Origin of the sequence: Mesorhizobium cantuariense (genome assembly GCF_042647205.1) — a bacterium.
GTDB classification, from domain to species: domain Bacteria; phylum Pseudomonadota; class Alphaproteobacteria; order Rhizobiales; family Rhizobiaceae; genus Mesorhizobium; species Mesorhizobium cantuariense.
In genome coordinates this window covers 3,956,849-3,976,699 of record NZ_JBHRVD010000001.1, presented here as the reverse complement: position 1 = coordinate 3,976,699, position 19,851 = coordinate 3,956,849, and the positions used below count along the sequence as shown (strand labels likewise).

General features: G+C 63.6%; 14 protein-coding genes. 3 read left to right on the top strand and 11 right to left on the bottom strand.

The genetic code is table 11. The annotated features are described in order from the left end of the window. Positions 1–79: 79 nt before the first annotated feature. Genes ACFOJ9_RS19265 through ACFOJ9_RS19245 form a run of 5 tightly spaced genes read right to left on the bottom strand, consistent with a single transcriptional unit; the run spans position 80 to position 7,619 of the window. Positions 80–2,530, bottom strand: coding sequence for a GcvT family protein (locus ACFOJ9_RS19265; protein WP_378980455.1), 2,451 nt, complete (start codon positions 2,528–2,530; stop codon positions 80–82). Next, entirely contained in the window at positions 2,527–3,708 is a 1,182-nt protein-coding gene (locus ACFOJ9_RS19260) for a pyridoxal phosphate-dependent aminotransferase (RefSeq protein ID WP_378980454.1), read from the bottom strand. The genes ACFOJ9_RS19265 and ACFOJ9_RS19260 overlap by 4 nt, the downstream gene beginning before the upstream one ends. After that, positions 3,701–4,606, bottom strand: a complete 906-nt coding sequence (locus ACFOJ9_RS19255) for a homocysteine S-methyltransferase family protein (protein WP_378980453.1) — start codon at positions 4,604–4,606, stop codon at positions 3,701–3,703. Before ACFOJ9_RS19255 ends, ACFOJ9_RS19260 begins: the two co-directional genes overlap by 8 nt. After that, a complete protein-coding gene (locus ACFOJ9_RS19250; RefSeq protein WP_378980452.1) occupies positions 4,603–7,056 on the bottom strand; it encodes a GcvT family protein in 2,454 nt (817 codons plus the stop codon). The genes ACFOJ9_RS19255 and ACFOJ9_RS19250 overlap by 4 nt, the downstream gene beginning before the upstream one ends. Before the next feature lie 20 nt (positions 7,057–7,076). Then, positions 7,077–7,619: a helix-turn-helix domain-containing protein gene (locus ACFOJ9_RS19245; RefSeq protein ID WP_378987893.1), complete on the bottom strand. Its 543-nt coding sequence runs from the start codon at positions 7,617–7,619 to the stop codon at positions 7,077–7,079. Between the two features lie 225 nt (positions 7,620–7,844). Here ACFOJ9_RS19245 and ACFOJ9_RS19240 point away from each other — a divergent pair, with 225 nt between their 5' ends. Then, complete coding sequence (locus ACFOJ9_RS19240) at positions 7,845–8,549, top strand: nitroreductase (RefSeq protein ID WP_378980451.1); 705 nt, start codon at positions 7,845–7,847, stop codon at positions 8,547–8,549. Positions 8,550–8,593: 44 nt separating this feature from the next. On the opposite strand, the gene ACFOJ9_RS19235 is transcribed toward ACFOJ9_RS19240, so the two are convergent. From ACFOJ9_RS19235 to ACFOJ9_RS19210, 6 genes are all read right to left on the bottom strand, one after another. After that, positions 8,594–10,036 carry an MFS transporter gene (locus ACFOJ9_RS19235; protein WP_378980450.1) on the bottom strand — a complete coding sequence of 481 codons (1,443 nt, stop codon included), beginning with the start codon at positions 10,034–10,036 and terminating at the stop codon, positions 8,594–8,596. A gap of 110 nt (positions 10,037–10,146) precedes the next feature. Then, positions 10,147–11,108 (bottom strand): IS630 family transposase gene (locus tag ACFOJ9_RS19230; protein WP_378979495.1). Its coding sequence is split into 2 segments (ribosomal slippage): positions 10,147–10,767 and positions 10,770–11,108, totalling 960 coding nucleotides; the frame shifts between segments, so codons are not numbered across the junction. Between the two features lie 157 nt (positions 11,109–11,265). Then, positions 11,266–11,868, bottom strand: coding sequence for a sarcosine oxidase subunit gamma (locus ACFOJ9_RS19225; RefSeq protein ID WP_378980449.1), 603 nt, complete (start codon positions 11,866–11,868; stop codon positions 11,266–11,268). Then, a complete protein-coding gene (locus ACFOJ9_RS19220) occupies positions 11,861–14,869 on the bottom strand; it encodes a sarcosine oxidase subunit alpha (RefSeq protein ID WP_378980448.1) in 3,009 nt (1,002 codons plus the stop codon). The genes ACFOJ9_RS19225 and ACFOJ9_RS19220 overlap by 8 nt, the downstream gene beginning before the upstream one ends. Further along, a complete protein-coding gene (locus ACFOJ9_RS19215) occupies positions 14,866–15,192 on the bottom strand; it encodes a sarcosine oxidase subunit delta (RefSeq protein WP_378980447.1) in 327 nt (108 codons plus the stop codon). The genes ACFOJ9_RS19220 and ACFOJ9_RS19215 overlap by 4 nt, the downstream gene beginning before the upstream one ends. A 68-nt stretch (positions 15,193–15,260) precedes the next feature. Further along, positions 15,261–16,520: a sarcosine oxidase subunit beta gene (locus ACFOJ9_RS19210; RefSeq protein WP_378980446.1), complete on the bottom strand. Its 1,260-nt coding sequence runs from the start codon at positions 16,518–16,520 to the stop codon at positions 15,261–15,263. A 242-nt stretch (positions 16,521–16,762) separates the two neighbouring features. On the opposite strand from ACFOJ9_RS19210, the gene ACFOJ9_RS19205 reads away from it, so the two are divergent. Both ACFOJ9_RS19205 and ACFOJ9_RS19200 read left to right on the top strand, forming a co-directional pair. After that, a complete protein-coding gene (locus ACFOJ9_RS19205; protein WP_378980445.1) occupies positions 16,763–19,249 on the top strand; it encodes a mechanosensitive ion channel family protein in 2,487 nt (828 codons plus the stop codon). A 157-nt stretch (positions 19,250–19,406) separates the two neighbouring features. After that, a complete protein-coding gene (locus ACFOJ9_RS19200; protein ID WP_056596396.1) occupies positions 19,407–19,670 on the top strand; it encodes a hypothetical protein in 264 nt (87 codons plus the stop codon). Positions 19,671–19,851: the final 181 nt, after the last annotated feature.

Genomic DNA, 19,851 nt, shown 5'->3' with positions numbered 1-19,851 from the left:
TATCCCCACCCCGTCCCGCAATCTCCGCTCCGCTCCGACTGCGAGCCGACCCTCCCCACAAGGGGGAGGGTAAGAAGCGCTACATCCTCGTCCGCTCCGACTTCGGATCGTACATCGGCTTCAGCGACGCTTCCGCCGCAAAACGCTCGCCGGCGATCTCGATCTCGTAGGATGAGGCCAGCACATCGGCCTCGCTCTCGCCTTTACAGGGCACATAGCCCAGCCCGACGGCGCCGCCGAGGTGATGGCCGTAATTGCCAGAGGTGATCGGACCAACGATCTTGCCGTCGCGCAGGATTGCCTCGTTGTGGAAAAGCAGAGGTTGCGAGTCCTTCAAGCGGAACTGGACCAGCCTACGGTTCAGCCCGGCTTCCTTCTTGCGCAGCACGGCATCGCGGCCGATGAAGTTGCCCTTGGCCGTTTTGACCGCGAAGCCAAGTCCTGCTTCCAGCACATTGTCTTCATCGGTGATGTCGTGGCCGAAATGCCGGAATGCTTTTTCGATGCGGCAGGAATCCAGCGTGTGCAGGCCGCAGAGTTTCAGGCCGACTTCGGCGCCGGCCTCGTTGATCGCTTCGAAAACATGGGCTGCCTGATCGGTCGAGACATAGAGCTCCCAGCCGAGCTCGCCGACATAGGTGACACGGTGGGCGCGAGCCAGGCCCATGCCGATTTCGATCTCCTGGAACGTGCCGAACGGATTGGTCTCGTTGGAGAAATCGTTCGGGCTGACCTTCTGGATCAGGGTTCGTGCGTCCGGCCCCATCAGGCAGAGCACGCTTTCGGCCGCCGTTACGTCGGTGACGACGACGAATTCATCGGTGATGTGCCTGCGCAGCCAGGCAAGATCGCGCTGCAGCGTGGCGCCTGGGACGACGAGGAAGAACGCCGTCTCCGACAGCCGCGACACCGTCAGGTCGCTCTCGATGCCGCCGCGCTGGTTGAGCATCTGGGTGTAGACGATCTTGCCCGGCGCGACGTCCATGTCGTTGGCGCAGAGCTTTTGCAGGAAGGCGCAGGCATCGCGGCCCTCGACACGGATCTTGCCGAACGAGGTCATGTCGAACAGGCCGACGCCGTTCCTGACCGCGAGATGCTCCTCGCGCTGGTTGTCGAACCAGTTCTGGCGCTTCCAGGAATAGCGGTATTCGCGCTCCTGGCCCTCACGGGCGAACCAGTTGGCGCGCTCCCAGCCGGCGACTTCGCCGAACACGGCGCCGCGCGCCTTCAGATGCTCATGCAGTGGCGAACGCCTGACATTGCGCGACGTTGCCATCTGGCGATAGGGGAAATGGTCGGCATAGAGCAGGCCGAGCGTTTCGGAGACGCGCTCCCGGAGGTAACGACGGTTCTTCTGGAACGGCTGGGCGCGGCGGATGTCGACTTCCCACAGGTCGAAGGGGGCTTCGCCGTCATTGATCCACTGCGCCAGCGCCATGCCGGCGCCGCCGGAGGAGACGATGCCGATCGAATTGTAGCCGGTCGCCATCCAATAGCCGGACAGCTCCGGCGCCTCGCCGAGATAGTAGCGGTCGTCGGGCGTAAAACTCTCGGGACCGTTGAAGAAGGTGTGGATGCCGGCGGTTGCCAGCATCGGCATGCGGTTGACGCCCATTTCGAGGATCGGCTCGAAATGGTCCATGTCCTCCGGCAGTTGGTCGAAGCAGAAATCCTCGCGGATGCCGTCCATGCCCCATGGCTTTGCCACCGGCTCGAAGGCACCGAGCATCATCTTGCCGGCGTCCTCCTTGTAGTAGGCGCACTCGTCGGGCACGCGCAGCACCGGCAGACGAGTGAGACCGGGGATCGGCTCGGTGACGAGGTAGAAATGCTCGCAGGCGTGCAGCGGGATGGTGACGCCGTTCTGTGCTCCCAGCTCGCGCGCCCACATGCCGGCGCAATTGACGACGATGTCGGCCTCAATGGTGCCTTGGTCTTCGCCCTGTGCCCAGGACACGCCGGTGACGCGGCCGGCCTTGGTGTGGACCTTGGTGACCTTCACATTCTCGACGATGGTGGCGCCGCGCTGGCGAGCGCCCTTGGCCAGCGCCATGGCGATGTTGGCGGGGTCGCACTGGCCGTCGAGCGGCAGATGCACGGCGCCGACGACATCGGAGACATTCAGATGCGGGTACATCTCACTGACTTCATTGGGCGAAATCTCACGGACATCGACATCGAAGGCGCGAGCGAGCGACGCTTGCCTGTAAATCTCGTGCTTGCGCTCCTCGGTCAGCGCCACGGTGATCGAGCCGACCTGGCGCATGCCGGTGCCGACCTCGGTCTCGGCTTCCAGCTTGACGTAGAGATCGGCGGAATATTTCGCCAGCCGCGTCATGTTCTGCGAGCCGCGCAACTGGCCGATCAGGCCGGCGGCATGCCAGGTCGTGCCCGAGGTCAGCTGCTTGCGTTCGAGGAGCACGATGTCGGTCCAGCCAAGCTTGGCCAGGTGATAGGCGACCGAACAGCCGGAGACGCCGCCGCCGATGATGACGGCGCGTGCCTTGGCGGGAATGGCTTTGGCGGTCATGCGGCCTCACGGCGATAGCTGGAAGCGAAACGGCGCAGCCGGAGCGCTGCTTCTTGCAGCATGGGTTCGGGCTGGCAGAGGCTGATGCGGATATGGCCGGCGGCTGCCTCGCCGAAGCTGGAGCCCGGCATCACGCCGACGTTCTCCTTGTCGAGGAAAGCGAATGCGAATTTCTCGTCGTCGGGTTCGACGGCGGATATGTCGAGCATGACATACATGCCGCCTTCGGAGCCGCGCACGGTGACATCGTTCATGCCGCGCACGGCATCGAGGAAGACGGTGCGACGCGCGGCGTAACGCTCGGCGATGTCCTTGACGCCATAGCGGTTCTCCAGCGCCTCGGCGCAGGCGATCGAGATGAAGGCCGGCAAGCCGTAGGTCGTCACCAGGTTGAGGTTGGTGAGCAAGGTGATCATCTCCTCCGGGCCGGTCAGCCAGCCCATGCGCCAGCCGGTCATGCCGTGGCTCTTCGACATCGAGTTGATGACCAGAGTGCGCTCGGCCATGCCGGGCAGCGAGCGCGGCGAGACGTGCTCACCGCTGCCCAGCGTCCAGTAGACCTCGTCCGACAGCAGCCAGAGGTCGTGCTCCCGGCAAACCTCAGCCAGCTGTTCCAGCCGCTCGCGCGAATAGACGGCACCGGTCGGGTTGTTCGGCGTGTTGATCAGGATGGCGCGCGTGTTGGGCCGGAGTGCCGCGCGAATCATCTCGGCGTGCGGCTGGAAGCCGTCCTCGGCCGGTGTCTCGACCACGGTGAAACTGGCGCCGGCGGCGCTGAACGTGTTGGGATAGGTGGCGTAGTAGGGCGCCACCACGATGGCGTGGTCGCCCTGGTCGAGCACGGCCTGCACGGCAGCGTAGAGTGCGGCCTGGCCGCCCGGCGTGGCGATGACCTGATCCGGCATCGTCTCGACGCCGGTACAGGCGCTCGAAGCCGCCGCCATCGCCTTGCGCAAGCGCGGCAGGCCGGGAAGCGGCGTGTAGTGATGATTGCTGCCGCGAACCGCGGTCACGCAGGCTTCGATCGTTTGCGAAGGTGTGTCGAAGTCGTGATCGCCGACCGACAGCATGATGATGTCTTCGCCGGCCGCCTTGCGGGCCCAGGCAGCCGAATGGACTTCCCAGCCGTCCTTGCCGGAAGGCACGATGCCGGAAATGCGCGACGATGGTCTAGGCATGTATGTCTCCCGAAATTTCGTAGCCGGCCCGTTCGAGCCGGTCGCGCAGAGCGGCGATGTGTGGCGGTCCGACTTCACAGCAGCCGCCGACTATGTCGGCGCCGGCCTCGACCCAGCCGATCGCCTGGTCGGCATAGGCGTCCGGACCGAGATCGTGACGGGCGTGCAGCACATCGACGGTGCCGCCATGCTTGAGTGCTTCGGTGGAGGTGAAGCCATTGGCATAGGCGCCGACCGGGCCGCCGAGATCGATCAGTTCAGGCAAGGCCGCGGCGATCGCTTCGGGCCGGCAACAATTGAGCAGCCGCGCGGCGACCGTCAGGCCGTCGAGCGCGCCTGCCGCGGTGGCTATCGTCTCGCCGCTGCGCAGGCGTGGCTTGCCATGGTCGGCCAGCGTCCACGACACCCACACCGGCTTGCCACTTTCCGATGCCGCGGTGACCGCCGCGCGGGCTTCGTCCGCCGACGCCATGGTTTCGCACAGGAACAGGTCGACGCCGTCAGCCTGCTCGGCGACGATGCGGCGGTAGATGGCGAGCGTTTCCTCGAAGGAAATGGTCAGCGCCGGCGCGTAGCTGCCGAAAAGCGGCGACAGGCAGCCGGCGATCGCGGTGTCGCCGGCCGCGTCGCGGGCCTGCCTGGCCAATTCGATGCCGCGCTTCTGCAACGGCTTGAACAGATCTTCCGCGCCCTCGCGCGCCAGGCGTTCGGGTGTTGCCGAATAGGTATTGATCGTAATGACACGGGCGCCAGCGCGGATGAATTCCGCGTGCAGGTCGCGCACCAGATCGGGCTCATCGATCAGCACCCTGGCCGACCAAAGCGGCGTTGGCTCGGATTGGCTGCGGCGGACCAGTTCCTGGCCCATGCCGCCATCGGTGAGGATGATTTTCTTCATGCGCGCAGCCTCTCGTTCTTCGGATCCCACAGTGGCTCATCTTTCTGCACGATCGCCTGAAAACGGTCGCCGAAGATTTCGACCTCGATGGTCGTGCCGGGCTCAGCCAGGTCGGCGGGCAGCATGCCGAGCGCAATCGATTTGTCGATCCGATGACCCCAGCCACCGGACGTCGTTTCGCCAACGATCTGGCCGTCATGCCACAGCGTCGACACCGATGGGGCGTCGCAGTCGCCGGGGTTTTGGACAACCAGCGTGACGAAGCGCTTCTTCACGCCTTGCTGTTTTTCATTCAGCAACGCCGCCTTGCCGCGGAAGTCGGGCTTGTCCCATTTGACGAAGCGCTCGAGCCCGCCCTGCAGGATCGAATAGTCGGTCGACAGATCGCCCTTCCAGGTGCGGTAGCCCTTTTCGAGCCGCAGCGAATCGAGCGCATACATACCGAACGGCTTCAGCCCGTGCTGCTGGCCTGCCGCACAGACGGCATCGAAGATGGCGGCGGTGTCGTCGACCCTGGTGTGGATTTCCCAGCCGAGTTCGCCGGCGAAGGAGACGCGCACAAGCTTCGCCCAGCGGCCGGCGATCTTTGTCTCCTGATGCGTCAGCCAAGGCAGAGTGAGGTCGGCTTCGCAGACATCGGCGAGGATTTTTCGCGAGTTGGGGCCGGCCAGGATCTGGGTGGAGAATTCCTCGGTCCGGTCGATCAGCCTGAACTGCGCATCCTTGGGCATGCGCGATTTCAGCCATTCGAAATCATGCCACTGCGCCACCGCCGCGGTGATCAGCGTCATCACATTCTCGTCGTGGCGCACGACGGACATTTCGGTGACGATGCGGCCCTTGTCGTCGGCAAAATAGATGAGACCTATGCGGCCTGGCTTCGGCACCAGCCCGGTGACCTGCAGGCTCAGCCATTCGGCCGCCCCCGGGCCTTCCAGGTTGAAGCGCGAAAAGCCCGGCAGGTCCAAAATGCCGGCGGCATCGCGCACGGCCAGGCACTCCTCGCGCACGCGATGTTGCCACGGTCCTTCGCGGCGGAAGGTCAGTGTGGCTTCCTCGGAGATGTCGTCGCCATCTTGCGCGTACCAGGTGGCGCGCTCCCAGCCATTATAGGCGTCGAAGCGGCCACCGAGCGCCTTGATGCGATCATGGATCGGCGACAGCTTGCGGTCGCGCCCTTCCGGCCAGGCATGGCGCGGAAACTGGATGGCGTATTCGTTGCCGTAGATCTCCATGCCTTTGGCGACGCAATAGTCCGGCGCCGAGGCAAAGGAAGTGAAGCGGCGTGGATCACACGACCACATATCCCATTCGGTCTGGCCCTCAGTCACCCATTCGGCCAGCACCTTGCCGGCGCCGCCGCCTTGGGCGATGCCGAAGGTGAAGACGCAGGCCTCGAAGGCATTGGGAACGCCGGGCATCGGGCCGATCAGCGGATTGCCGTCCGGCGTGTAGGGGATCGGCCCGTTGATGACCTTGGACAGGCCGGCGGTGCCCAGGATCGGCACGCGGGCGACAGCGTCGGTCAGATAATGTTCCAGCCGGTCGAGATCGTCGGGGAACAGCTGGAAGGAAAAATCCTCCGGCATCGGGTCGTTGTGGGTCGCCCAATGTGCGCGGCAATTGCGCTCATAGGGGCCGAGGTTCATGCCGTTCTTTTCCTGGCGCAGATAGTAGGACGTGTCGACGTCGCGCAGCAGCGGCAGCTTTTTGCCCTGTTCCTTCGACCATGCCGCCAGTTCGGGGATTTCCTCGAACAGAATGTACTGATGGCTCATTACCATCATCGGCACGTCGCGGCCGAACATCCGGCCCACTTCGGCGGCGCGATAGCCGGCGGCATTGACGACGATCTCGCAGCGGATCTCGCCTTGTGCCGTCTCGACCACCCACTCGTCATTCTCGCGGCGCACGCCCGTGACCGGGCAGAAGCGGATGATCCTGGCGCCCATGTCGCGCGCGCCCTTGGCCAGCGCTTGGGTGAGCTGCGCCGGATCGATGTCGCCGTCGCTGGGGTCATAGAGCGCACCCTTCAGATCATGTGTCTCGATGAAGGGATAGCGGCGCTTGATCTCGTCGACGCCGACAATATCGATGTCCATACCCTGATAGCGGCCCATGCCCTTGGCGCGCTGAAATTCCTGCATGCGCTCTTTCGTATGGGCAAGGCGCAGCGAGCCGGTGACGTGGTAGTTCATGGGATAGTCGACCGCGTCGGCCAGTCCGCGATAGAGTTCGGTCGAATAGCGCTGCATGTTCATCAGCGACCAGGACGAGGAGAAGGTCGGCACGTTGCCGGCGGCATGCCAGGTCGAGCCGGAGGTCAGCTCGTTCTTTTCGAGCAGTACGCAGTCGGTCCAGCCCGCCTTGGCGAGATGATAGAGCGAGGAGGTGCCGACGGCACCACCTCCGATGATCACCACGCGCGCCGTGCTCGGCAAACCCGCCATGTTTTTCTCCAAACTTTAGCTCAATAGACGGGTGGTGAAACCACCCAGATGACAATTGCCGGTTCGGCTCCCGGATTTCGCCAGCGGTAAGGCTTGCCTTCGAAGCGAAAGGAGTCGCCCTCGCCAAGCCGATGCCATACGCCTGCTATCTCAATGTCGAACAGTCCGGACGCGACGTATCCGGCTTCCTCGGTCGGCCGCTGCGCCTCGGCCTTCAGTGCCGCGCCCGGCGCGAAGACCGAACGCACCATCTCGAAGCTACCGCCGAGATCGGGCGACAGAAGCTCCTCCACCAGGCCGGATTCGCTTGTGCCAAGCGTGCGGCGCCGGCCGGCGCGCACGACCACGCCACGCTCGCTTTCGACAGGCACGTCATGGCTGAAGAACAGGCTGATCGGTACGCCGAACAGTTCGGCGAAGGCTCTGAGATCGCTGAGCGATGGCGTCGACAGGCCACGCTCGACCTGGCTAACCCAGCCGACCGAACGGCCAAGCTTTAGGCCGATCTCGGCGAGCGTCAGCCCACGCGTCCTCCGCAAGGCCCTGATATCGCCAGCAAGCACGCGTTCGTCAGGTCCCTGCAATGTTCTTGCTGTAGGCGAAGGCAAAACGCTCACTTCGTGAAAAAATCCGGTTAAATTTCATGAGAAATCAAGCTCGTGAAAAAATCAAGCGGATTTTCACGGATGCACAAGAATTGCTTGCGCGATTTTGGCGGTTCATGCAAAGGCTCGGGCAGGAACGGCGAGTGGGGACGTCCGGTCGAGACGAGGGTTAAGGGACGGCCCATGCTGAAAAACAACACCCGAATTGCGGGCGATGCCGAGATCATCGACGAGGCGATCCTGTCGCGCCGTTCGGTGCGCGCATTTCTGCCCGACATGGTCGACGACGATACCATTCGCGATATTCTGGCGGTTGCGGCGCGTGCTCCGTCCGGCACCAACATGCAGCCATGGAAGGTCTACGTCACCAAGGGCGAGACCAAGCAGCGGATCACCGACGCCATTCTCAATTCCGGCATCCGCGCGGAAAAAGCGGACTGGGACGAGTACCGCTACTATCCCACGCAGTTCTTCGAGCCGTATCTGACCCGCCGCCGCGCCAACGGCTTCGGCCTCTATGGCGCGCTCGGCATCGGCCGCCGCGAGGTCGACAAGATGCGCGCCCAGCACGACCGCAATTTCGTCTTCTTCGACGCGCCGGTCGGCATGATCTTCACCATCGATCGCCGGCTCAACCAGGGCTCGTGGATCGACTACGGCATGTTCCTGCAGAACATCATGGTCGCGGCGCGGGGCAGGGGTCTGCACACCTGCCCGCAGGCAGCCTTCGCGCCCTATCACCGGCAGATCAGGCCTGTGCTCAACATTCCGGATGAAGAGATCGTCGTCTGCGGCATGGCGCTTGGCCATGAGGACATTTCGAAGCCTGAAAACACCTTCCGCACCGACCGCGTGCCGCTGGAAGAGTGGGTGACGTTCAGCGAATAGCCAGCTTTGAAGTAGCGCCGGCCTCACAGGCCAAATCTGGCCGTCTACTCCGTATTCATCTGGGCACCGTGGCCGCTGACATGGGCGCCGTCTTGCGGCGTCAGCTTGAGGTAGGCCAGCAGCGCGCAGAGCGTGATGACGCCCTCGATCACGAACAGGATGCGGAAGTCGTCGGCGACGGCTGGAGCGCCCCCGGCCAGAAACGACAGTGCCGCAGCGGCCAGACCGACGCTGATCGCCACCGCTAGCTGCCAGAGGATGTAATAAAGCGCGCTGAAGCGGGCTAGCTGTTCGGGGGCGATGTCGGAATAGGCGAGATTGCCGGTCGAGGCCCATTGCGCGGAGCGGAAGACGCCGAAGACGAAGATGTAGGCAAGCACGATCCAGACCGGCGTGGTCGCCTGCATCAAGGCGAAGCCGGCGACCATGACGGCGACGATCGGCGTGTTGTAGACCAGCACGCGGCGGAAGCCGAAGCGGTTGAGGACGTGCGGCATGAAGAACCGCATCGCCACCGAGCCGACCGCGGCGACGAAAGTCAGCGATCCCGCCTGCACGGCGCTCATGCCGAAGCCGAGCTGGAACATCAGCGGCAGCAGGAAGACGACCGAGCTGAGGCCGATCGTGTCCAGCCCGCCGCCGGTCAGGAACGAAATGCGGAAGGTGCGGATGCGTAAGAGCTTGAGGTCGAGCAGCGGATTGCGCACGCGCAGGCAGTAGAACGAGGCGATGGTCAGGATGACGAGCGCCAGCGCCAGTTCGCCAGCAATGATACCGCCGGCGGCATCCTTGGCGGCAAGCGAATCCATGCCGAAGACCAGCAGGACCATGCCGCTGCCGACCAGCAGGAAGCCCGGAAAATCGAACGGCGTACGCACGGGCTTGGTCGTCGTCGGAAACAGCGAGGCGGCAAGAATTGCAGCCGCCAGTGCGAACGGCACGTTGATGAAGAAGATCCACCGCCAGGAAATGTAGGTGGTCAGCGCGCCGCCGACGAGCGGGCCGACCAGCGGGCCGGACTGGCCGGCGAGCGAGATGTACATGTTGATCTTGAGCGTACGGCTGCGCGGGAAGGTCGACAGGATGACGACCTGGCCGAGCGTGCCCATCAAGGCGCCGCCAAACCCTTGCAGTGCACGGGCGCCGACCAGCGTCCAGATGTTGTCAGACAGCCCGCACAGCGCCGACGAGGCGGCGAACACCAACAAGGCAAAACAGTAGACGTTGCGCAGGCCGAAGCGGTCGGCAGCCCAACCGCCAAGCGGCATCGAGATGATCAGGCTGGCGACATAGACGGTGATCAGCAGGCCGAGCTGACTGGGCGGACGGCCGAGACTTTCGCTGATGCCGGGCAGCGCGGTGACCACGACATTCTGGTCGAGGCTGGTCATGAACACGCCGCAGGCGACCGTCAGCGGCAGCAGGAGCAAGGCTCTGGCCGGCACATCGGCGCGATCTGCGGCGCCGGCGGATAGTTCAGCGGTCATGGAGATGTTCGAACCAAACGGATGTGCCGACTGAGAGACGGGATTTTCATACTCCTTGGGCCGGTTGGGCGGCCACATCTTCCCACCATGAGCGGCTGCGGCGCGATTCTCTAGAGCGGGATGAATTTAGGTTGGGCATATCCGGCCTCAGTGAAGTAATTTCGGCATTCGGTTGAAGTGACGGTGCCGAGGATTTGGCCGATGGCGTCACAGACAGTTTCGACTGTTCGCTTGGCAGCCTTGCGCAGCCAGTGCTTGAGCTTGGCGAAGAGCTTCTCGATGGGGTTGAGGTCGGGCGAGTATTTCGGCAGCAAGAACAGCCTGGCGCCGGCTGATCGAATGGTGCGGCGCACGGCCTTGCCCTTGTGCGAGCCGAGATTGTCCATGATGACGATGTCGCCGGACTTGAGGGTTGGGACAAGAACCTCATCGACATAGAGCTGGAAGCGCTCGCCGTTGATCGGTCCGTCGATCAGCCATGGTGCTTCGACACGGTCGTGGCGCAGCGCCGCCAGGAAGGTCATGGTCTTCCAATGGCCGTGCGGCACCTTGGCTTTGATCCTCTCGCCGCGCGGCGCCCATCCCCTGAGTGGAGCCATGTTGGTTTTGGTCCATGTCTCGTCGATGAACACCAGGCGGGAAGGATCGATACGATCCTGATATTTTGCCCACTGTGCCCGCCGGCGCGCCACATCTGGGCGATCCTGCTCGGCCGCGATCAGCGTCTTTTTTTGTGACTGAGCTTCTCGGCGTGGACGAACTCCCATACCGAGCGGTAATCAACCTTCAGGCCGCGCTCAGCCAGTTCGGCCACCAGTCCGCGCAACGTGAAATCAGCGGCCCGGCAGCGCAGCAACAGCCACTCCCGATGCTCTCCGGCAATGTTCTTCGGTCTGTGCCCACCCATCTTGCCGGGCGCAAGACTGCTCGTCTCGCGCAAGCGGCTTACCCATCTGATGACGGTGCTGATCCCAACCCCAAAGCGCACTGCTGTCTGCCGCCGCGACAGCCCCTCCTGCTCAACTGACGCTACAACCCGTTCGCGAAGATCCATCGAATAAGGCTTGCCCATCCATGCCGGCCTCCTTGTCCAGCCAGCATGTTGAATCAGATTTGCAAGCCTTAGGGAATCCCATCCGATTCAGCCTCAATTCATTCCGCTCTAGCGGCAGAACCGGCTGGCCTTGATGCCAGAAGCGGCGGCGATGCGACCGTCCGGCCGCGCCACCCTATTGCACTTCGTAGCCGACTTCCTCGCTGGCATGGCAGAGCGCCTTCCAGAACGAGCGTGCGAACGAGCGGAAGACATAGATGTCGAACTGGTCGGCACCGGTGCGCTGGATCTGGGCGAAGACGTCGTGATGGGTGGTCGAGCGGCCGGCGTCAATCGGGAAGGCCGGCAGCGAAAAGTCGATGGCGAAGAATTTCGCCAGCACCCATTCGGCCTTCGGCCCGGCAATGCGAATGGCGGTGCGGCCATGCGACAGGTCGGTCACCGTGCCAATGGCGGGGGTCACCACCTTGGCAAAGGCGGCGGCCAACCCTTCGGCCTCGTCGGCAACGGTGAATTTTCCCGGCGCGAAGCCGAACACCGATTTCACGCCGTCGCTCAAGCCGCCGCCGGCGCCATCGGGCAGAGCAAGCCCGGTGACGGTGCGGATGGCTGCTATCAGCTTCTTCTCCTCGCCGGGCCACGCCGCCAGCTGCACGATCGAGCCAGGCCGCGTCTCGGTCAGGATGATCTCGACGCCATGCTCGAAATTGCCGTGTGAGCCGACGTGAAATTCCGGTTCAAGCGGCGACAAATGCTCGGGTGATTGGCGCTCAACCATGCATGCGGCTCCCGTCCGGATCGAAGAAGTGGTTGGAGACGATCTCGACCGGTCCAAAGCGGTTGCGCAAGGGATCGGAGACATGGGCGCGTGTACCCTGCCGTGCCTTGCCGCCCTTGACCAGGGCCAGCGCGATATGCTTGCCGAGCGCCGGCGAATAGCAGCAGGCGGTGATGTGACCGATCGAGCCGTGCGGATTGGCCTCGTCAACCTCCTCGACGATGTGCGCGCCGCCACTGAGCGGCCGGTTGTCGAGGGCGATCAGGCCGACCAGTTCCAGACGATCAGACGCGATCAGGCCTTCGCGGTCCATCATCGCCGAGCCGATGAACGGCTTCTTCTTCGACAACATCCAGTCGAGATGCAGGTCGCGCGCCGTGGTGCGGCCGTCGATCTCGGCGCCGGTGACATGGCCCTTTTCGATGCGCATCGTGCCCAGCGCCTCGAGCCCGTAGGTGACCAGCCCGAACGGCTTGCCGGCTTCAACAAGCGCTTCCCAGACATGGGTGCCGTGGCCGGCGCCGGAATAGACCTCGAACGCCATTTCACCGGAGAAGGAGAGCCGGCAAATCATCACCGGCACATCAGCTATCTCGCCGCGCACGATGCCCATGAAGGGCAGGGTCGCATTGTCGACGGCTGTGCCGGTGACGCAGGCGGCGAGGATCTGCCTGGCCTTCGGACCGCCGATCGCGGCACCCGCCCATTCGTCGGTCACCGAGGTGAGGTGGACTTTCAGCTCAGGCCAGATCACGTCGAGGAAATATTCGAGATGCTGCATCACCTTGCCGGCATTGGCCGTGGTGGTGGTCATCAGGAAATCCTGTTCGCCGAGCCGCCAGGTGGTGCCGTCGTCGAAGGCGAGGCCGTCCTCGCGCAGCATCAGCCCGTAGCGTGCCTTGCCGACGGCCAGCGTCGAAAACATGTTGGTGTAGACACGGTCGAGGAATGCGGCGGCGTCGGGGCCTTGCACGGCAATCTTGCCCAGTGTCGAGACATCGACGATGCCGGCGCTTTCGCGCGTCGCCTTGGCCTCGCGCACATAGGCCTGCTCGACCGTCTCGCCTGCATGGCCATAGATCATTGGGCGATACCAGAGGCCGGCGGAGTACATGGTCGCGCCATTGGCGACGTGCCAGTCGTGCATCGGCGTCAGCCGCTCGGGCTTCAGGTCGCCGAAGCGTTCCGCCGCCAGCGAGCCGATCGACACCGGCGCAAAGGGCGGCCGGAAGCGCGTGGTGCCGACCTCGGGGATCGGCTTGCCCAGCGCTTCGGCCATGATGGCAAGGCCAGGCACGTTGGAGCTCTTGCCCTGGTCGGTCGCCATGCCAAGCGTGGTGTAGCGCTTCAGATGCTCGACCGAGACGAAGCCTTCGCGATGCGCCAGCCGCACATCCTCCGCAGTGACGTCGTGCTGGAAGTCGACAAAGCTCTTGCCCTTGGCCCTGATCTCGAACACCGGAGCCGGATCGGGGTCGCCAGGTACGGCTTCGACCGTCGGCAGCACGGAAGGCATGCTCGGCCCGCCTGCGGCGGCAAGGCCAGCGGCGCGGCCTTCGGCGATCGCCTCGGTGGTGGAAAAACTGCCGGTGAAGGCGCCGGCGCCAATCCATTGCTGTGTTGGCCATTGCTGTGTCGGCTTCGGCGGCAGGAAAGCTTGCCGCGCGGCGTTCCATTCCGCCTTGGCGCCGGCCTGGCTGGCCAAATGGATGGTCGGCGACCAGCCGCCGGACATCAGCAGGCAATCGGCATGGATGCTGCGTGCATCACCGATGAGTGCGCCATTGGTCATGTCGAAGCGTTGCAGTTTGAGGCCGGACAGCGCCTTGCCGCCTTCGGTGGCGACGACGGCGTGGCCGGCAAAGATCTCGGCCTCGGCTTCCGCGACCAGCTTGCGCATCTCCGACGAAAGTTCCGGCCGCACGTCGGCGATGGCGACGACCGCGGCACCGGCCTTCTTCAAGGCGATGGCGGCGCGATAGGCGCTGTCATTGTTGGTGAACAGCGCGATCCGCTCGCCCGGCAGCACGCCGAATTCGTTGGCATAGCGCTCGGCGGCATGCGCCAGCATCACGCCTGGCCGGTCATTGCCGGGGAATACGAGCGGCCGCTCAAAAGCACCGGTGGCCAGGACCACGGATTTGGCGCGGATCGCCCAGTAGCGATGGCGCGGCTCGCCTTTGCCTGGCTGCTCCTTGTGGTCGCTAACCCGTTCGAGCGCGGCGAGCGTATTGTTGTCGTAATAGCCCCACACCGTGGTGCGCGGTAAAAGCCGGACATTGTCACGGCCCGCGAGCTGGGCGACGATGCGGCGGGCCCAATCGGCGGCCGGCGCGCCGTCGATCGTCTCATCGGACCAGTTGGCCGAGCCGCCGAAACGCGGCTCGAGATCGGCCAGCATGACGCGGGCGCCCTGATCGGCGGCGGCCTTGGCGGCCATCAGCCCGGCCGGGCCAGAGCCGACCACCAGCACGTCGCAAAAGGCGTTCATGCGTTCGTAGCGGGCCGGGTCCTTTGCCGATCCGGCGCTACCCAGGCCGGCGGCGCGGCGGATGAAATGCTCGCAGAACATCCAGAAGCGCGTGCCTTTGAGCGGACCGAACACCGGTCCCATGAAGGTCTTGTAGTAGAAGCCGGCCGACAGGATCTTGCCGCCGAGCTGGTTGACGGCATGGATGTCCCAGGCAAGCGAAGGAAAGCGGTTCTGGCTGATGGCGACCAGCCCGTCATGGATCTCGACCATGGTCGCCGGAATGTTGGGTTCGCGAACCTCGCCCTTCAGCACCGTCACCAGGGCATTGGGCTCCTCGACGCCGGCGGTGAGCAAGCCGCGCGGGCGGTGGTATTTGAACGAGCGTCCGTAAAGCGTGACGCCTTTGGCCAGCAGTGCTGACGCCAGGGTGTCGCCGGCATGGCCGGTGTAGGCCGCGCCATCGAAGGTGAAGCGGATGGTTTTCAGCCGGTCGATGCGGCCGCCTGTGTCGGTGCGGCGCGGGCTCATGCCTTGTCCTCCGCCTTGCGGCGTGCGGCCGAGCCATGATCGCCGCGCCCATGATCACCGCGCCCATGATCACCGCGCATGAAGGCGACGTTGGAAATCTCATGCGTCAGCGTGTTGCGCACGACCCGCAGATGCGTGCGGCAACCGCCGGAATGCTGCCAGATCTCGTTGTGGTCGCCGGCCGGGTTCAGCCTGTTATAGACATAGGCGTTCCACGCCTCGAAATTCTGCGAGGCGGGGTCGGGACGCTCACGGTTGCCGTCACCTTGATAGGTGAACTCGATGACGTCGCGCGGGCCACAATAGGGGCAAGTGATCAACATTGGATTCTATGCTCTTGTTTGACCATGATCTTATCGGAAAACCGGCATCCACTTTTCCGGATCATGGTCTAATGCAGCCGCGGGTTTGCACCCTGGCCCTTGTCGTCGATCACCAGGCCGCGGTGGAAGCGGTCGAGCGTGAAGGGGGCGTTGAGGTCGTGCGGCTGGTCCTTGGCGATGGTCCAGGCGAAGCACCAGCCGGAAGCCGGCGTCGCCTTGAAGCCGCCATAGCACCAGCCGCAGTTGAGATACATGCCGGGCAGCGGACCGGTGGTGATGATCGGCGAGCCGTCCATCGACATGTCGCAGACGCCGCCCCAGGAGCGCAGCATGCGCACGCGCGCAAGCCCGGGAAACAGTGCCAGCATCTCGCTCATCACCTCGTCGACGACAGGCAGATTGCCGCGTTGGGCATAGCTGTTGTAGCCGTCGATGTCGCCACCATAGATAAGGCCGCCCTTGTCCGACTGCGACATGTAGAAATGGCCCATGCCGAAGGTGACGACGGTGTTGATGAAGGGTTTCAGCGATTCCGTGACGAAGGCCTGCAGCACATGGCTCTCGATCGGCATCGTCTCGATGCCGGCCAGCTGCATGACGCGTCCAGTGCTGCCGGCGACCGCAACGGCCACCTTCTTGGCACGGATGTCGCCGCGCGAGGTGGAAACGCCTGATATGCGGTCGCCGTCGCGCAGGAAGCCGGTGACTTCGCAGTTTTCGATGATGTCGACGCCGCGCCGGTCGGCGCCGCGCGCATAGCCCCAGGCCACCGCGTCGTGGCGGGCGGTGCCGGCGCGTCGCTGCATCAAGCCGCCGACCACCGGAAAGCGTGCGCTGTCGGAGATATCGAGCGCCGGGATCAGACGTTTGATTTGCGCCGGCGTCATCAACTCGGCGTCGACGCCGAGATGGCGCATGGCGTTGCCGCGCCTGGCATAGTCGTCGAACTGGGCTGGCGTGTGCGCCAGGTTCAGGCAGCCTCGTTGCGAGAACATGACGTTGTAATTGAGTTCGTGCGAGAGGTTCTCCCACAGCTTCATCGAGTGTTCGTAGAAGCGGGTGTTGGCCGGCAGCAGGTAATTCGAGCGCACGGCCGTCGTGTTGCGGCCGACATTGCCTGAGCCGAGCCATCCTTTTTCGAGCACGGCGACATTGGTGATGCCGTGTTCCTTGGCAAGATAGTAGGCGGTGGCCAGCCCGTGACCGCCGCCGCCGATGATGATGACATCATAGGACGCCTTCGGGTCCGGCTTGCGCCAGGCCGGCTTCCAGTCCTTATTTCCCTTGAGCGCATTCGCGAGCAGCGAAAAGGCCGAGTACTCTGCCATCATTGTCATCCGGTTCGGGCGATGCGGCAGACTATAGAGCAGGCCGCATCCGCAAAGCCAATATTGCGCCATTGCCTTTCGACTGGCCGACGCATTGGTCAGGGATCAGTTAGGGGGCAGGGATCAATGGGGTCAATGATCGGATGGGGTTAGCGATGCGACGGCTTGCCCCATGATATGGCCGTCTTTATCAAGGACAGGCTTCAAATTGCCTTTGCCGTCCATTGAGTCGCCAACAAATCATGCTTTCCCGATTGCTTCGTCTCATTTTGCTCCTCACGCTTGTCGTTTCGGCGCCGCTGTCGTTCGATGCGGTGGCACAAGGGCTTGGCCAGGCGCCTGCCGGACTGGTCGCCGACCAGCAGAAGATCCTGCAGGATTTGACGACCAAGACCGACAATTTCGAGAAGCAGATCCAGCAGGACGGCGAGGACGATGGCAACCTTGTCGATATCCGGCTGCAGCTCGAGGAACTGTCGCGGCAATCGCTGAACAGCGCGCTCGCCTTCCGCACGCGCCTTGGCGAGATCAACAGTCGGCTTGAACAGCTTGGCGCCGCACCCGCCGCCGGCCAGCCGCCGGAGCCCGACATCGTCAGTGCCGAACGCCAGGCGCTGGTGTCCGAGAAGGCGGAAATCAACGCGGTCATCGCCGTGGCGCAAACGCTTTCGATCCGCATCAGCGGGCTGATCGACAAGATCGGCAACATGCGCAGCGAGCTGTTCCGCAACCTTTTGACCAAGCGCTATGTGCTGTCCGATGCACTGAGCCCGCAGGTCTTTTCGGACGCCAGGGACGAATTCGGCAATTTCTACAAGGCGGTGTCGTCGTGGCTGAGCTTCGCCTTCAAGTTCAAGTTCCAGGCCATCCTCGCGGCAACCTTCGTGGCGCTCGGGCTGGCGCTGGTGCTGCTGGTCGGCGGCCGCCGCCTGTTCGGACGCGTGTTTGAAGCCGACCCGTCCAATGAAGATCCGTCCTACCTCAGTCGCCTGTCGGTGGCCTTCTGGTCGACCTTGCTGCCGACCTTGGCGGTCGCCGCCTTTCTCGGCTCGACCATTTTCTTTTTCAATTATTACAACGTGTTGCGCGGCGACATTGGCCTTTTCCTCAATGCGCTGGCGACGGTCATCGGGGTGGTGTTCTGCGTCAACCGGCTGACCAATGCAGCACTTTCGCCGCGGCTGCCGAACTGGCGCCTTATCCCGGTCGAAACAGGGCCGGCGCGCTGGCTGGTGCGCCTGGCCACCGCCATGGCAGTGGTCATCAGCGTCAACACCTTCCTGTCGGTGATCAACGACAAGATGGGCTCGCCGCTGTCGCTGACCATCGCCCGCAGTTTCGGCGCCACCATCATCGTCGGCGTCATCCTGATCCTGATGGCGATGCTGAGGCCGTTCAAGGCGCGTGACGGAAGCTGGCGTCCATGGCCGGCATGGCTGCGCTATACATCGCTTGCGCTCGGTCTTTTTACCATCGTCGCCGCGCTGCTCGGCTATATCGGCCTTGCTCTGTTCGTCTCGCTACAGGTCGTCGTTACCGGCACCGCGCTGATCACCGCCTATATCGGCTTCCTGTCGGCACGGGCGATCGGCGAGGAGGGTGCTTTCGCCAACACCTCCGTCGGGCGCTGGCTGTCGGCCAATTCGAGCTACGAGGATACGGCACTCGACCAGCTCGGCCTTGTCGTCAGCGTCGCCATCAATCTGATGATCGTGCTGGTGTTCCTGCCGCTCATCCTGCTGATGTGGGGCTTCCAGCCCGGCGACATCCAGGCGTGGGCCTACAAGCTGGCGACTGGGATCAATATCGGGTCGGTGACGATTTCGGTCACCGGCATCCTCTCCGGCATCGTCGTCTTCATCATCGGCTATTTCCTGACGCGCTGGTTCCAGGGCTGGCTCGACGGTTCGGTGATGGCGCGCGGCAAGGTCGATACCGGGGTGCGCAATTCGATCCGGCTGGCGGTCGGCTATGCCGGCGTGGCGCTGGCGGCACTCGTGGGCATCTCGGCGGCGGGCATCGACCTGTCCAGTCTGGCACTGGTCGCCGGTGCTCTTTCCCTCGGTATCGGTTTTGGCCTGCAGAATGTGGTCTCCAATTTCGTTTCCGGCCTGATCCTTCTGGCCGAGCGGCCGTTCAAGGTCGGCGACTGGATCGTTGCCGGCGATATCAGCGGCACCGTCAAGAAGATCAGCGTGCGCGCTACCGAGATCGAGACCTTCCAGCGGCAATCGGTGATCCTGCCCAATTCGAACCTGATCAACAACGCCGTCGGCAACTGGACGCACCGCAACAAGCTCGGCCGCGTCGACATCAAGGTCGGCGTCGCCTATGGCAGCGACGTCAAGCAGGTTCATGCCGTCCTGCTGGAGATCGCGCGCAGCCATCCGCTGGTACTGAAGAATCCGGAACCCTTCGTGCTGTTTTCCAATTTCGGCACGGCGGCGCTCGAATTCGAGATCCGCGTGTTCCTGGCCGATGTGATGAACGGCAACATCGCGCAGAACGACATCCGTTTTGCCGTCCTCGAAAAGTTCAGCGACGAGCATATCGAGATCCCCTCGACCCCGCGTGCCGTGGTCGAGGCCCACAAGCCCAAGGCCTGGCCGACCGATGACGACAAGATCGAAGCCGACTTCGCCGAGCAGGAACAGGTGAAGGCCGAAGCCGAGGCGGAGAAGAAGCGGCTGGCCAAGTCCCGCAAAACCAAGAAGCCCGATCCGGACTAGACTGGGAATCCGTGGGTCTCAATGCCGCCGAAAGCCAATTGCGGCATGAATGCGGCATTCAGTTGCGGTTCAGCTTCCATCTCATATAAGCTCCCATGCAAAGGCGAAAATGCCTTGCGAAATGCAACAGAGGCGGTGGGAACACCGATATTGCAACATGTGGAAGTCTCTCGTCGCTGCCGTCGCCCTGGTCGCCGCCATCGGCTCGGCTCATGCCGCGAGCGCGGTCAACAAGGACGCCGAGACCCGCACGCTGGTCGTCACGGAGGGCGGCAGCAAGACCGACCTTGCGCTGGCCGGTGGCGAAACGGTTGAGTTCTGCCCGAATGGCTGTTTCGTCACCTTGCCGAACGGCGACCTCGAAGCTCTGACCGGTTCGGAAACCGTCGAAATCTCGGGCGGCGTCGCCCGCATCAAGTAATCGTGGCGGTATAATTGGAAAGGCCGGGCATTTGCTCGGCCTTTATCGTTTCCGGTAACAGTTGCTTAACAATGACGCCGGAAATACCGCCACGGCAGCCGTCTACAACCGGGCGTTTTAACGTTCGCTACGCCATCCCGCGCTATACCAGCCTCAAGACGCCGAAAAGCGGCGCGCAACG